Source organism: Alicyclobacillus acidiphilus NBRC 100859, from assembly GCF_001544355.1.
In the GTDB taxonomy this organism is placed as follows: domain Bacteria; phylum Bacillota; class Bacilli; order Alicyclobacillales; family Alicyclobacillaceae; genus Alicyclobacillus; species Alicyclobacillus acidiphilus.
The window spans coordinates 19,251-33,996 of record NZ_BCQI01000030.1 but is presented as its reverse complement, the minus strand read 5'-3'; the positions used below and the strand labels follow the sequence as shown (position 1 = coordinate 33,996).

The window sequence follows — 14,746 nt, the reverse complement described above, 5'->3', positions numbered from 1 at the left end:
CCGCAACCCGCCGCAACCCGCCGCAACCCGCCGCAACCCGCCGCGAGCCGCCCGAGCCGCCCGAGCCGCCCGAGCCGCCCGAGCCGCCCGAGCCGCCCGAGCCGCCCGAGCCGCCAAGTTCCCGCGAAGGTGGAGTTTTCCAGCCTTCGTGTGCGACGGCAAGCTGCGGACAACAAGCTGCAGCGCAGAGTGAGAGAGGAGACAGCCGCTATGCCCGAACAAAGCTATGAACAAGGCTATGATGACAAGTTCTCGCCGCTAGTCGATCACGTTCGAACCAGCAACCGCCAGCAATTTGCGTCAGCCGCAGGCTTGGTCGTGATTCAATCTGGAAAGGTGCTCGTCAATTGGCGGGGTGGCGCAGGAACGGGGCCAGATGGCAATCGACCTGTGGATATAGATTCCAGATTCAACGTGTACTCCGTCCGAAAGGCGTTCATCGGTCTCGCTGCTGCCATCACGCTTGCCAACGCGAAAGAATGGAACGTGAACTCCCGCGTACGGGACTACGTCCTGGATGTCATGAAAGACCCGGATTTCCAGGATGTCTCGCCGGATCTAGAGATTCGCCACCTGCTTACACACACCCACGGCTTGGCTGAGAAGAGGAACGGCATCGTCCAGTCGTTCCGGCCTGGAACGCGCTGGATGTACAATAACGTTGGCGTCGAGCTGCTGTGCCGCATAATTCGTGCCATCTCAGGCAAGAGCGTGCGTGACATGCTGCATCAGCAGGTGTTCGGGCCCGCCGGTCTGCACCACGTCGATTGGGAGGACGAGGCGCAAGACATCTTCGTTCGCGACGTCCACGATCCGGCGATGCCGCCGCAGTTGCAGTTGGGGCCGAGGAATGGGCATGATCGAAACCTCTACACCTCGCCGACCGATCTCGCCCGCTTCGCCCAACTCCACCTGGAAAACGGCCGACTCGACGGCACCCAGATCGTGCCTGCTGAGGTTATCGCGGAAGCTGTCTCCTGCCAATCGCCTTCTGGGCTGGATCCTGACAAGCCGCGTCATGGCTACTTTTGGTGGCTGCGCGTCCCCTATTCGAAGAGCACGGAGATCGGCCCAGACGTGCCACCCCGTTCGTACCAAATCGCCGGCATGAACGGCAGCCTGTGTCTCGTGATGCCCGATCTCGACGCAGTCGTGGTTCGGACGATGAACAAGATTGGGGCGCCCATCGCGTTCGACAGGTTTGGCGAATTTCATCGGCTTGGCAACTTGGCGGCGAAACTGCTTTCGTAATCGTGTAATCTACAGGTAACTAGCGGTAACGACACCATCGTCAACCAAATCATCGGCAACCATACAAAGGGGTAAGCGCAATGAACACTGGGAGAACAACGTTGATCCATCGCGCGCGGATCGTCAGCGGCGACAACGTGATCGAGGACGGCTGGTTGGCCGTGAGCGGCGGGATCGTGACAGAGTTGGGAGACGGCACGCCACCGGAGTCGCTCTTTGCGGGCGGCGCTGACGTGGTTGACGCGGACGGACAATGGCTTGTGCCAGGCTTCGTCGACGTGCACGTCCACGGTGCCGATGGGGCGGAAGTGATGGACGGCACCGCCGAGGCCATCGCACGCATCGGCCGCTTTCATGCGAAGCACGGTACGACCGGTTGGCTGCCCACGACGGTGGTCGGTCCAGCCGCGGCGCTCCAACGCGCGTTGTTGGCCGTCGCCGAGGTCCGCGACACGCCAGCCGCGGCGGAAGGGGGCGCCGCGATACTCGGCGTTCACCTGGAAGGGCCCATGATCTCGGCGAAGCGGATCGGCGCGCAAAATCCGGCACATCGGATCGATCCCGACGTTCCCACGATGACGCAGCTTCTTGACACCGTTCCCGACTTGGTGCGCAAGGTGACGATCGCGCCCGAACTGGCCGGAGCCGACGAGGTCATTCGACTTCTCTTAACCCGCAACGCGATCGTCTCGATGGGCCACACGGACGCGTCCTTCAGCCAAGCCATGCACGCCATCCAACAAGGCGCTTCGCACGCGACGCACCTGTTCAACGCCATGCGCGGTTTGCACCATCGCGACGGCGGAACTGTCGGCGCCAGCCTGCTGTCCGACAACGTCGTCTGCGAGATCATCGCCGACGGCCATCACGTGGACTTTGACATGCTCAAACTGGCGTATCGGTTGAAGGGCAGGGATCGCCTCATGTTGATCACGGACGCCATCGCCGCCGCCGGTAGACCTGACGGCGCGTATAAACTCGGCGGGCTCGACGTCACGGTCAAAGCGGGGATATGCCTGCTGCAGGACGGACAAACCTTGGCTGGCAGCACCTTGACGATGGACGCGGCGGTCCGCAACATGGCCAACCGCGTCGGCGTATCGCTGCCCGACGCCGTCGCCATGGCCAGCGCGGTGCCAGCGCGCGAACTCGGCCTGGCTTCGCGAAAAGGCCGGATCGCCGTTGGGTATGACGCCGATCTCGTCCTGCTCGACGAATCACTTCAAGTGAAGCGGACGTGGATATCGGGAAAGAGCGTGTTCGAGCGAGTTTGAGAAGAAAAGCGAAGCCGGGCTGCCGGAACCTCGTCTTGCGGCTGAGGTTCCGGCAGCCCGGCTATTTCATTTGAGTCGCGGTGAGTCTCGGCAAGCGCGCCGGCCCCGATTATCCCTGGAGATCTGTCAGCTTCACCGGTGCCCCGAGTTTCACAGAACGGTTCGCGGCTTCCACGAGTCTGGTCAAGTCAATCGCCATCGCGACGTTCTCGTCCGCGGCGGTACCCTCCTGAATGTGCTTCACCCATTGCTCCAGCGCGGACGGCCGAGCGCCGCCAAGTTCGTATGTCGTCCATTCGTTTGGTTCCCGCTCCGAAGTCTTCACCAGCAGTTTGTCTTCCCCGAAACCATACAGCACAGAGCCCTTCGTTCCGTGGATCTCGATGCTGAACGATGGTGCCCCGCTGACGAAGCTCGTTTCGACGACGCCCAGCGCGCCGTCTTCGTACGTAAGAATGGCGACGGCGTTGTCCTCCACGGCGCGGTTGGTCAAATAGCCGTAATGCGCGCTCACAGCCTGCGGCAAGCCCAGGAAGAGGCGCGTGAGGTACAGCGGGTGACAGCCGAGATCGGTCAACGCGCCGCCTCCGCATTGGATTGGATCGTAAAAATGCGCCGGGAGCCAATCGTTCGACGCGCCATGGTGCGCCAACCGAACGCGCACGAGCGATAGCTGACCGAGCCACCCCTTCGCCAGAATGTCTTCAATGGCCACTGTGTAATCGTCGTTCAGCCGCGGCAGTGACACTGTCAGCCTGACACCGTTTTCCTGAACGGCTGACACAATCCGATTCGCTTCCTCCAGCGTCAGCGCCAGGACCTTCTCGGTAAAAATGTGTTTCCCTGCCACCGCGGCCTTCGTCAGGACCTCGCCGTGCATATTCGTCGGCGCATCGACGATCACGCCGTCGATATCCTCCTGTCCCAAGAGTTCGTCTAACGACGCGTAAAACGGGACGGACAATCTGTCGGCCTCTACCTGACCACGTTCCGGAATCTCGTCCCAAACCGCGACAATTTCCGTATCAGGGTGTTCAGCAACCTGCCGGGCGTAATCTCTTGCGTGCACGTGCCAGAAACTCAGCATGGCGACTCGAATCATGAAACCGACCTCCTCATGGTCACAAACGATGGACGAATACATCGGTGGAACGCAGCGGCAGCATTCGCGCATCAACCTCGCAGCGACAGCCGCGTTTCGTCATAGCACGACTAGACAAATCAAGAACTATTCACCATGATACGGAATCATACTGAAAACAACAATTCCATTCTGATATGGGCAGATGGGGCGGCGGATGGGCCAGCGGGGCGGCGGAGGCGGGGGCGGTCGAGCGCGATCCGCAGAACCGTCGACGCGATTAAGCCGCCGAGAGCCGCTTATTTGACTCTGTCCGGCCGATTCGAACGAAATAAGCGGCTGTGAGCTGCTTATTTCTCTCCACGACCGCCGATCGCGCCGGTTTTCGGTCGAATAAGCTGCTCACGGACGTTTATTCGATGCCAATTCGAAGATTCGACAAAGATAAGCGGCTGTGAGCTGCTTATCCCGCATCCCCCATCCCCCATCCCGCATCCCGCATCCCCCATCCCGCATCACAAAGCCATCGCGATCACGTCGACGATGTGCATCGCCCTCATTTTCCCTTCTAAGCCCGCCCGGATGATGCCCTGTTTCATCTGCAGCAGGCACCCTGGATTCGACGTGACCACCACGTCGGCCATCGTGCCGCGAACGTGATTCATCTTGGTGTCCAAAATGTCCATCGACATCTCGAAATTCGTGATGTTGTAGATGCCGGCTGAGCCGCAGCAGCTGTCGGCGCGGGGCAACTCCACGTAGGTGACGCCAGGGATCCGCCGCAGCAAGTCCCGCGGCTGGGTGCGAACGCCCTGTCCATGCGCCAGATGGCAGGAATCTTGATAGGTTACGCGGAGATCGAGCCGCTTGGTAAACTCGAAGTCCGGAAGTTCGGCCAACAGTTCGCTGACGTCTCGGGTGGCGTCGACAAAACGTTTCGCGCGTTCCGACCACCTGGGATGATCGTTCAGCCACACCGCGTACTCCTTGAGCGCGGCGCCGCAGCCGCCCGCGTTGTTGACCATGAAGTCGACACCGGCCTCTTCAAACGCTTCGATGTTTTGTTTGGCGAGATCGATGGCGCTCGCCTTTTCTCCGGCATGCGCGTGCAAAGCCCCGCAGCAGGCAGTCCCTTCAAGAAACACCACTTCACACCCCGCGTGGGCGAGGATGCGGGCGGTCGCTTCGTTGGTTTGGTGGAAGAGAACATCCATCACGCATCCTGTGAACACGCCGACGCGCGGGACCCGAGGCTGCGATCGCCGCGCGGGAATGACGGCTTGGCGGCCTTTTCGCTGGCCGGGTGAAGCCACCGGATCCACCGCGCGCTGCATCTCGGCCATTTCCTTTGGCAGGATTCGAACCATGCCGGTGCGGTTGGCCAGTCGCTGCAATCCAGACGCCTGCACGGCCCACAGGAGGTTGCCCGCCAGGCGCATCCTGCCCGGATGCATGAACAACCGCTTTAAGGCGAGGTCTCTGCGGAATGATCGACGCCTGTCACCGCGTTTCACGTCTTCGACGAGTTCGCGCGCGTCCTCCAGCAACTGTCCGTACTTCACGCCGGCTGGGCACGCTGTCTCGCAGGCTCGACAGCCGAGACAGGCGTACATGTTGGACGCGAATTCGTCGTCGACGGGCAGCTTCTGCTCCGCGACCGCCTTCATCAAGGCAATGCGGCCGCGCGGACTCTGCGTCTCCAATCCCGTCTGTTCGTATGTCGGACAGGTCGGCAGGCAAAATCCGCAGTGCATGCAATTGAGAATCTCATCCATATTGAGAACGGGTACGCGATCCGTCATCGCTTCTCACCACCCCATCGTTCCGGGAACCATTTCATTCAGCGACATGCTGCCAGTCCGGTACCCGAACAAATATCTTCCCAGGATTCAAAATGCCGTTGGGATCGAACGCCTGCTTCAACCGCATCATCAGTTGAATCCCATCTTCGCCCACACGCTTCGGCAAAAATTTGGCCTTCGCCATGCCGACACCGTGTTCCCCGGTGATGGTGCCGCCGAGACGAAGAGCCACTTCGAAAATCTCCGCGAAAGCCGCGTCCACGCGCTCCAATTCCTCGGCGTCGCGTTCGTCGGTCATGCAGGTCGGATGCAGATTGCCGTCCCCCGCGTGGCCGAATGTGCAGATTTGCACCTGATATTTCTCAGCGATGCGCTCGATCTCGCTGACCATCGTCGCCAATTCCGATCTCGGCACCGTCGCATCCTCCAGGATCGTGGTCGGGCGCAGTCTTGACAGGGCGGCGAGGGCGGAGCGGCGTGCCGCCATCAACCTTGCCCCGTCCTCCGGCGTGTTCGCCACCTGAACGTCTGTCGCGCCAACTTTGCGGGCAATCTGGGCAATCCGATCGATATCCCGATCCACCTGCTGTTCGACACCGTCCTGCTCAATCAGCAGCATCGCGGCCACGTCGGTGGGCAGGCCCAGGTGAGCAAATTGATCCACCACGCGCATCGTCGACTGATCCAGGAATTCCATCGTGGCCGGGATGATTTTCGCGGCGATGGTCCGCTCCACAATCCGTGCCGCATCGACCATGCGCTTGCAATAGACGACCATGGTGCGCTTGCTTTCTGGTAAAGGCAAGAGTTTCAACGTCAACTCGGTAATCACCGCGAGCGTGCCCTCAGACCCGACCAAAAGGCGCGTCAAATCGTACCCCGCCACATCTTTGTAGTTCTTGCCGCCGCATCGCAGAATTTCACCTGTAGGCAGGACATATTCCAAGCCCAACACGTAGTCTTTGGTGACACCGTACTTCAAGCCGCGCATACCGCCCGCGCCCTGGGCGACGTTGCCGCCAATCGTGGAAATCCGCATACTCCCCGGATCGGGCGGATAGAACAAACCGCGCGCTTCCACAGCCCGGTGCAAATCCGCCGTGATCACGCCAGGCCCAACCGTCACAGTCAAATTGCTTTCGTCGATCTCGACAATCCGATTGAACCGCGTCATGTTCAGCACGATCCCGGCTGCCACAGCCACGGTTCCACCCGCCAAATTGGTCCCTGATCCACGCGGGATCACCGGGATTCGCTCTTCGTTGGCAAGGCGCAGGACTTCCGAAACCTGCCGCGTCGTTTGCGGAAACACAATCCAATCCGGCGCCCCGGTCACGATGGGCGTTGCGTCGTACGAATACGCGTGGCGCTCGTTGGCGCTGTCCCGAACGGAATCTTCGCCCACGATGGCGCACAGTCGAGATCGGATGGAACTATTCGTATCCACCATGCAGTCATCCACTCCCTCGTCTGTCACCGTCAATCCCAACACCTTCTCCACTCGGCAGGACAATCCTCGGTCCTTCGTACGATATCCCGCCCTGAAGCGGGTGATCGCCCAAGAACATGCCCGCGTCCAAATCCACGTGCCGACACCCCTGGGATGCGGCCAGGATGGCGGCCGCGGTGACGGAGATGGGCCCCTCCATCATGCTGCCCACCATCCAATCCAAGCCGGCCGCCCGAATCGTCTGAACCATTTGCAGCGCGATCGTGATGCCGCCCGTCTTCATCAATTTGAGATTGACGATGTCTGCCGCCCGCTGATCGATCACTTTGAGCAAATCGGTCATCCCAAACACGCTTTCGTCCGCGACAACCGGCAGTGAGCTCGCCTGCGCCACCGCGGCCAGCCCCGCCAGATCCCACGCTGGCACGGGCTGCTCCAGGTAGTCGACACAGAGCTTCTCCATCGTCGCCAAGTAACCGATAGCCTCTTTCGCGGACCACGCTTGATTCGCGTCGACGCGCAGCTGGATCTCCTCGTCCACGCTGGAGCGGATGCCGAAGAGGCGTTCCATATCCAAGCCGTCTCGGCCGCCAAGCTTCACTTTCAGCACCTTGAACCCTTTCGCGCAATAATCCCTCGCTTCGTCGATCATCGCCTCCACCCGGTTCAAGCTGACCGTCGCATCCGTCTCAATGGCGCCGGGCTGACTCCCAGTGCGCCGCCAAAGCGGCAGGCCTGCCCGCTTTGCGTAGAGATCGTGAAGGGCGATATCGACTGCCGCTTTGGCCGCCGTGTTGCGGACAATCGCCCGCTGAATGGCGGCGAGGACAGCGTGTTCGTCGTCGAGATCGGAAGCTTCGAGAACAGGGAACAGATGCCGTTCAATCGCGTACACGATGGAGCCCTCGGTTTCACCCGTGATGGCGGGAGTCGGCGAAGCGGAACCCCAGCCGACCAAGCCCTCGTCGGTTTCCAAACGGACGCGAATGTCCGTAACAGAACTGGTAGAACGAAGCGCCGTCCGAAATGTTGTGCGCAGAGGTATTTCACGGACTTCCACCGATGCTTGAACGAGTTTCACCACGATAACCTCTCTTCGAAACGATCATGTCTAAGACACAGTATGAATTATCATTTTAATCAATTCAATAAACATTTGAAATATAATATCAAATGAAAGCTTTGTAGAACGGCCGTTTGGGAGGAGCTGGGAGGGCCGCGCGAGGTCGAGCAGGCTTAGTTGAGCGGGCTGGGAGGGCTGGGCCAAATAAGGGGCCGCTGGCCGCTTAAGTATGTCGAATCGTCTGAGTTGCGACAAATAAGAGGTCGACAGCTGCTTAAACGCCTGAAACCACCCCATTTCGAAGGGAGCGGAGGCATATAAGCGGTTGAGGGACGCCTATCCGGCCTCGCTGCGGGTCATTCGCCGGAATAGGCGGCTAAGAGCCGCTTATATTCTCTTAACCCCCGGCCTCAGCGGCTCACCCGCCATCGCGATCACGCCACCGTAGCGGTACTTTTGTCCCTTACGCGGCCTCAGCGGACGGCGGACGGGAACAACTCCAACACGCCGGTCAGCGATTCAAGATATGTTTGCCCTTTGCTCGATTTCACGTCCAACGTGGAGACCATCACCTCGTTGACCGGCACAAAGATCTCGTCCCCCCGCTCGTCGTCGAGAAAACCTGCGAAGTCGTGGATCACGTAGTGGCGGTGATCGACACAGCCCAAGTACAGCATGGTGTGACCAGGCATATACAATGGGACCCCTGGCCCCAGGCCCTCAAGCAGCCGCATCCGTTCCCGCACCCCCGCGGATGGCGGAATTTCGACGCGGTGTCTCGATGCGTGTTCTTGGGCCCCTGCGTTGCGCGGCAAGGGAACGCCCATCGTGCGGAACACGTCCATCACCAGACTGGAGCAGTCGTGATTGCCAAAGCTGTCTCCCCAACCATAGCGTTCGGTCAGCAGTTGAAAGGCGGAGCGAATCGCCCACGCTGGCGAAAACGGAAGGTAGCCTTCATGGATGCCGGCACGATTGGAGATCAAAGCCGTGCGGACTTCGAGGGTTCCATCGGGGAGCCGCACGGGGTAAAGAATCGGAGTGTGCCCGACGCGAATCTGATTTCCGACTGACGGCTCGGCGGCGTCGGCAATGGGCAAATATGCGGCCATTTCGATCCACCGTTTCGAAACCGCCTCGTCGTACGGATTTGCTTGCGTGCACACGCCGGGCCGCGTGACCACGACGAACCGTTCGGGCTGCGCATACTGCAGAAAATCCTGCCAGGTGGCAATGGCGATGTCGGCGGATCGGACCCACCCAGCGTAGGTCTGCGAAATCGCGTAGTGCCATTGCCCGTCGCGGCTGTCAGCCAACACGATGACAGGCTCGAACGTGTGCAAAGCGGTCTCCTGAAACTGATCGAACTCCCTGTCCTCCGGCGTGCGAAAGGCACAGGTCGCGGTGGGCCAGCGCCGCACGTCGGCCCGGCGCACGGCAAACCCAAACCGCACGTACATCTGTTCCTTGCCGAACGAGGCGTTCGTGGTCACCGTCTGCCAGAACGTCTCGTTCAGCGGCTGACTGTGCTCGTTGTACAAGGTTCTGCCGTCTATCTCCGGCAGAGTCAGCCATCGGTGAAACACGTCGAGATCGAGATTCGTGAGAAATGTCGCAGCAATGCTTGGCACGTGCACCAAATCGCGGCAATCGGACCACAGGATGTCGGAACATGTGGCTCGATCCATGTGGTGCGCTTCATCGGACTGACGCAACCGGCGAATCCAGAAGTCGGGTTCCAACATCGCCTCAGTTACGCCGGGAAGCATCATCTCCACCGCTCAATTCCCTCCGTTCCGAGCAGCCGTGCTCTCGGCCGCCGTCTCCGCCGCTGGCCGATGCTGCACCAACCCAGCCTCCGCGAATACATCTTCCTCCAGTGCAACCCGCAGAAATCCGTTCGCCCTGTTCAACATCGCTTCTGCCGCGGCTTTGTCAATCGCCCTTCGCGCCATGACGATCGCGGTTTTGACGTGCCCGTCCGCAAGCCGCAAAGCCCGTTCCGCCGCGTCGTAGTCGACTGCTGCCGCCGTCATCACGATTCGCCTTGCCCTGTCCTGCAGTTTTTCGTTGGTCACCTTCAAATCGACCATCAGATTCCGGTAGGCTTTGCCCAGCCGCACCATGCTCGCGGTGCTCAGCATGTTCAACACGAGTTTTTCCGCCGTTCCCGCCTTCAACCGGGTCGATCCCGCCAGCACCTCCGGCCCTGTGTCAATCTCGATGGAAACATCCGCCAACCGACCGATGCTTGCGCCGGTGTTGCAACTGAGCGCAATGGTCGCGCTGCCCACGCTGCGGGCGTACGTAAGCCCGCCCACGACATAAGGAGTCCGGCCGCTCGCCGAGATACCGACGACGACGTCCCGTTCACACAGCCCGACTGCCGTCAGATCCTCACTGGCGGAGGTCCATTTGTCTTCGGCCTCTTCCACGGCCTTGAACATCGCCCCCTGCCCGCCAGCGATCAATCCCTGCACCAGTGACATCGGCGTGCCAAACGTCGGCGGACATTCCGCGGCGTCCAATACGCCCAGGCGGCCACTGGTTCCAGCGCCAATATAGAACAGGCGCCCCCCCGAGGACAGGGCTTTGACAATCAGTTCCACCGCCTCTTCGACCGCCGGCAAGGCCTTCTTCACCGCGATCGGCACCGTTTGATCCGCCTCGTTCATCATCGACAGGATTTCACTGGTCGAACTGACATCCAGCCGATCGTATTCGGGAAGGGACTGCTCTGTCTGTAACCCCCAGATCGCTTCCACGCCATCATCTCCTTGAACATTCGTCATACTTTTCTCGCGCCAAGGTTCATTCTTCATGAGGTATCACCGGCAAAATCACGTATGTCGGATGTTCTTTGTCGTGTAACACCGTTTGCTCCACAGCCTGCCTGTTCGTCGTCCGGCCAAGCGGTTCGGCCGTGTTCGGATTCCTGTCGTATTTCGGAAACGCGCTTGACGCGATGTGCAGCCGAATGCGATGGCCTGGCAGGAAAACGTGTGACGTGTTCCAACAATCAATGCTGTACGAATCAATCGTGTTCGGTTCCAACAACTGCGGCTCCGCCATCCCATTGCGGAAGCGAACCCGCACCATGCCGTCGCACAGCCGCTGCGCGTACCCGTTCGGCCAAACATCGTGCAGCTGCGCCATAAAGTCGGTGTCCGGCCCGGACGTCGCCGCGTGCAGGCACACTTGGACCTGTCCCGTGATCTCGAGTTCCTTCGCAAGCGGTTCGCTCGTGTACACCAATACGTCCTTGCGGCGATGGATCTCGCTGTAATCGTCCGGTCCGCCAATCTGCGACGACGTCGGTTCGGTGATGAATCGCACTGGATCGTCGGGATCGTACGTGTATCGATCCGGCGGTTCAGCGGCCCCCGGCGGCTCGGCCGACAAGGTCCCGTCGCCGCTCTCGCCATTCGCAAAGCCGCCGCTGTGGCAGTACCATGGCACGTATTGAGTTCGGGCAAGCGGCCACTCGCGCTCCTCCCGCCATTCGTTTTTTCCCATGACGAACAGCGAAATTGGCATTTCCTCGTCGACGCCGTTGCACTCGTGCTTCAACCAGCGGTCGAAGAAGCGAAGCTGCCTTCCCCGCAGGTCGATCACGGCCGCCGGTCCGAAGTCGAGCGCCCCCACCTTCGTCGACTGGTTGACTTGGTGCGGCCACGGCCCCATGATCAGCCGCTGAGCCTGCCGCGTCTGCGCGCTCGGCGCGAGTTTCACCATGCCCGCGTAGTTGAGCGGGGTTCCGATTTGCTCGTCGTCGTACCAACCGGAGATGTGCATCACTGGGATGTCGATCTCGGCAAATCGATTCTGATAGCACACCGTGCGCCACCAGTCGTCGAGCGAGCAGTGATCGAACAATTCCTTCCACCCTGGCAGATAGCGGCCTGCCGCCTCGTCCATGTCAATCAACGGCAAGTGGCTGTACACGGCGTCCCAATCGACTTGCCCGACGTTCTGCGGGGCTCGATCCGCCGTCAGAAACATCCAGCACAGATGCATCGGATCGGGTGAACCGGTCGGCCATTCCACGAACGGATCGGACGGCGAAACCAAGGTGATCATCGCGCGTAAGTGAGGCGGCTTTTCCAGAGCCGTCAGCCACTGGACTTTGCCCAAGTAACTCCCGCCGAGCGTACCGACGTCGCCCGTGCACCACGGCTGCGTCGCCGCCCACTCAATGACGTCGTACCCGTCGCGCCCTTCCGTCCGATATGGGACAAACGAGCCTTCGCTGTCGCCGCGCCCGCGCACATCGACGTTCACCACCGCGTAGCCTCGGCTCGCGAAGTATCGCGCCTGATCCACCATGCCGTCGGCGCTGCGGCCGTAGGGCGTTCGGACGACAATGGCGGGAATCGGGTCGGTCGTGTCGATGTCGACGCGCGCCCCGCCCTGTGTATAGGAAGCACGAGGCGATATCCGCTTCGGCAAGAAGACGTCCGCGACGACCCGAACGCCGTCGCGAAGCGGAATGCGAATCCCCCAAAAGGTCACGGTCTCTTGTGCGGTCATACGAATTCACATCCCTTCTAGTGAAACCATCGTCGATTGTCCTGCATCCACGTCACTCGATGGGTCCGCAATCTCTTGCGGGTTCCGCGCAGCTCGACGCCAGCCTTCCATCCACGCCGGGTCGGGCCAATTCCCGTTGCCGCTCATGCGCCTGTGGCAAAGCGCAGCCCGAAGCGCAGCGCCGGATGCGGCACACACCCGCAAGACCTGGCACTGAACGTCCGGCAGCCGATGCTGCAGGCGCTCTGTCAGGACGTCGTTGCTGGTGAAGATGCCGCCCGACAGGACAAGCTGCTGCAAAGCATCGTCTGCCAGTTGGTGCTGAATCAGTTGGTCTTGAATCGAGCGAACCAGGCTGGCCTGATGCCGGACAGCATCGTCGAGAATTGCTTCCGCGACGGGATCGACGGCGGCCGACTCAATCACTCGCTTGGCAAACGACGCGACTTTCTGCACCGGATAACTGGATTGATAGACTGCGTCGATGACATCGGACGGTTGCCGGAGATGAAACGCGTCCCGCAATTGCTCCCACAGCACCGTGTGGGGTCCCCGGCCTTCGGCGCTTTGAATGGCCGCCATGATACCCGCCCGCCCGATGTGGAATCCGCTGCCTTCATCCCCGATGAGGTAGCCAAAGCCGCCGGCGCGCACCGTGTTGCCTGAGGCGCTTTCACCGACCGCAATCGATCCCGTCCCCGCAATCAGCACGATGCCTGGGGTCCCGCCCGTTCCCGCGGCGAGCGCGGCCAAAGCGTCGTTCGCCACCTCCACCGACCGCCCAGAAAAGTTCTGGGTGATGCGCTTTCGTATCGCCGCGACTTGCTCTGGCCGATCCACGCCGGACATGCAAACCGACAGCCCGCAAACATCGCCAGCTTGCGCACCCATCGAGCGCAAACATTGCCCAATCAGCGACTCAATCGCCGCCAGCGCGGCATCCCACCCGACGGAATTCGGGTTGCTGGCATGGCCGACGCACGTCACGCCTCGTTGCGACTCGTCGTCCAGCACAAACACCTGCGTCTTGGAACCACCGCCATCTACACCCACATACAAGGCCAAGTCCTCACATCCATTCAGAATTCCACAATGGCCGCGGCGACGAGATTGTGCGCTCTACTGCGCAGACGAACGATGTTGCGCGACTCCCGCCCGTAATGAACCCCGTTGGTGAGCAGGACCACCCACAGTTGCGAAACGGGATCGAACGCTATACTCGTTCCGGTAAAGCCGGTATGCCCGACCGTGGTCTCAGGCCACATGTCGCCAGTGTGATCGTATGCGTCGCGCCGGCAGGTCCAGCCAAGGCCGCGCCGGCCAGCCAAATGGTACGTGTAGCATTGCACCGCGGCGCGTCGGATGGCTGGCGACAACACGCTCGGTTCCGGGTTCAGCCACATCTGTACGTACTGGACCACGTCGTCGATTGGCGCGAACAGCCCCGCGTGCCCGGACACACCATCCATGGCGTACGTGTTTTCGTCGTGGACGACACCGACCTTGACGCCGAGATCCGGGAATTCCTCCGTCGCCGCAATTCTCGGCCGCAGGGCAGGAGCGGGACGATAGCCAGTTTCGCGCATGCCGAGCAAACTGAACACGTTCTGTTGGGCAAATTGATCGATCCGCTGGCCGGACACGATCTCGACAATTTGTCCGAGCAAGATAAACCCCAAGTCGCTGTACGCCACGCGCGTGTCTGGCGGAACGTCGAGCGTCTCTTCCGCAACCATCTGCAAAATGTGGTCGCGATCCCGCCCATGGTTGTAGAAGTCGCGATGCGTGATCAACCCGGACGTATGGGTCAGCAGTTGGTGAAGCGTGACGTCGCGTTTGCCATCCACGTCGAACTCGGGAATGAAATACGAGACCCGGTCCTGCAAACGAATGTGGCCATCGTCCACCAGTCGCAAAACGCTCGGCAGCGTTGCCATCACTTTGGTCAGGGACGCCAAATCGAACACCGTGTCGTTGGTCATCGGCCGAACAATGCCGTTCCGATTCTCCGCGTAGCCAATCGCGCCTTCCCAGAGCGTCTGTGTTCCGATGCCAACGCGATAGACAGCTCCCGGCAGACGTTCGGCTTCCACTTCGTTTTCCAGGAGCGCGTCCAAGCGACGCAGCTTCTGAACATCCACTTTCATGCTAGGCGCTCCTCTCCGCGAAACCATGTCGTCGCAAACACTTGTAATAACGTTTCAATATTTAATTGAAACATAAGATATTTTATTTCAACCAATATGTCTATTCTTCCCCGACGGCGAATATCCTTCTCAATGCCTGCATGGTATA

11 protein-coding genes are annotated in these 14,746 nt (G+C 60.6%); 2 read left to right on the top strand and 9 right to left on the bottom strand.

The annotated features are described in order from the left end of the window. Both AAC01S_RS11585 and nagA read left to right on the top strand, forming a co-directional pair. Window positions 1-1,251: serine hydrolase domain-containing protein (locus AAC01S_RS11585; protein ID WP_217997833.1), on the top strand; the 1,251-nt coding region annotated here is incomplete at its 5' end. An 80-nt stretch (window positions 1,252-1,331) separates the two neighbouring features. Next, on the top strand, window positions 1,332-2,525 hold the full coding sequence (nagA, locus tag AAC01S_RS11580) for an N-acetylglucosamine-6-phosphate deacetylase (protein ID WP_067622304.1): 1,194 nt from the start codon (window positions 1,332-1,334) through the stop codon (window positions 2,523-2,525). A 109-nt stretch (window positions 2,526-2,634) separates the two neighbouring features. Here nagA and AAC01S_RS11575 read toward each other — a convergent pair whose 3' ends face one another. The 9 genes from AAC01S_RS11575 to AAC01S_RS11535 all read right to left on the bottom strand — a co-directional run bounded on the left by AAC01S_RS11575 (window position 2,635) and on the right by AAC01S_RS11535 (window position 14,598). Then, entirely contained in the window at window positions 2,635-3,627 is a 993-nt protein-coding gene (locus AAC01S_RS11575; protein WP_067622302.1) for a Gfo/Idh/MocA family protein, read from the bottom strand. Window positions 3,628-4,121: 494 nt separating this feature from the next. Beyond that, window positions 4,122-5,408, bottom strand: coding sequence for a (Fe-S)-binding protein (locus tag AAC01S_RS11570; RefSeq protein ID WP_067622299.1), 1,287 nt, complete (start codon window positions 5,406-5,408; stop codon window positions 4,122-4,124). Window positions 5,409-5,442: 34 nt separating this feature from the next. Beyond that, a complete protein-coding gene (locus AAC01S_RS11565; RefSeq protein WP_067622316.1) occupies window positions 5,443-6,858 on the bottom strand; it encodes an FAD-binding oxidoreductase in 1,416 nt (471 codons plus the stop codon). Window positions 6,859-6,862: 4 nt separating this feature from the next. Beyond that, on the bottom strand, window positions 6,863-7,939 hold the full coding sequence (locus tag AAC01S_RS11560) for a dipeptide epimerase (RefSeq protein ID WP_157071150.1): 1,077 nt from the start codon (window positions 7,937-7,939) through the stop codon (window positions 6,863-6,865). 455 nt (window positions 7,940-8,394) lie between these two features. Beyond that, window positions 8,395-9,693 (bottom strand): SH3 domain-containing protein, encoded by a 1,299-nt coding sequence (locus tag AAC01S_RS11555; protein WP_245630195.1) that lies wholly within the window; start codon window positions 9,691-9,693, stop codon window positions 8,395-8,397. Window positions 9,694-9,702: 9 nt separating this feature from the next. After that, a complete protein-coding gene (murQ, locus tag AAC01S_RS11550) occupies window positions 9,703-10,686 on the bottom strand; it encodes an N-acetylmuramic acid 6-phosphate etherase (protein WP_370670825.1) in 984 nt (327 codons plus the stop codon). A gap of 46 nt (window positions 10,687-10,732) precedes the next feature. Next, window positions 10,733-12,451, bottom strand: a complete 1,719-nt coding sequence (locus tag AAC01S_RS11545) for a CocE/NonD family hydrolase (RefSeq protein ID WP_067622289.1) — start codon at window positions 12,449-12,451, stop codon at window positions 10,733-10,735. Window positions 12,452-12,457: 6 nt separating this feature from the next. Further along, entirely contained in the window at window positions 12,458-13,516 is a 1,059-nt protein-coding gene (locus AAC01S_RS11540) for an N-acetylglucosamine kinase (RefSeq protein WP_067622286.1), read from the bottom strand. A 14-nt stretch (window positions 13,517-13,530) separates the two neighbouring features. Continuing rightward, entirely contained in the window at window positions 13,531-14,598 is a 1,068-nt protein-coding gene (locus AAC01S_RS11535; RefSeq protein WP_067622283.1) for a serine hydrolase domain-containing protein, read from the bottom strand. Window positions 14,599-14,746: the final 148 nt, after the last annotated feature.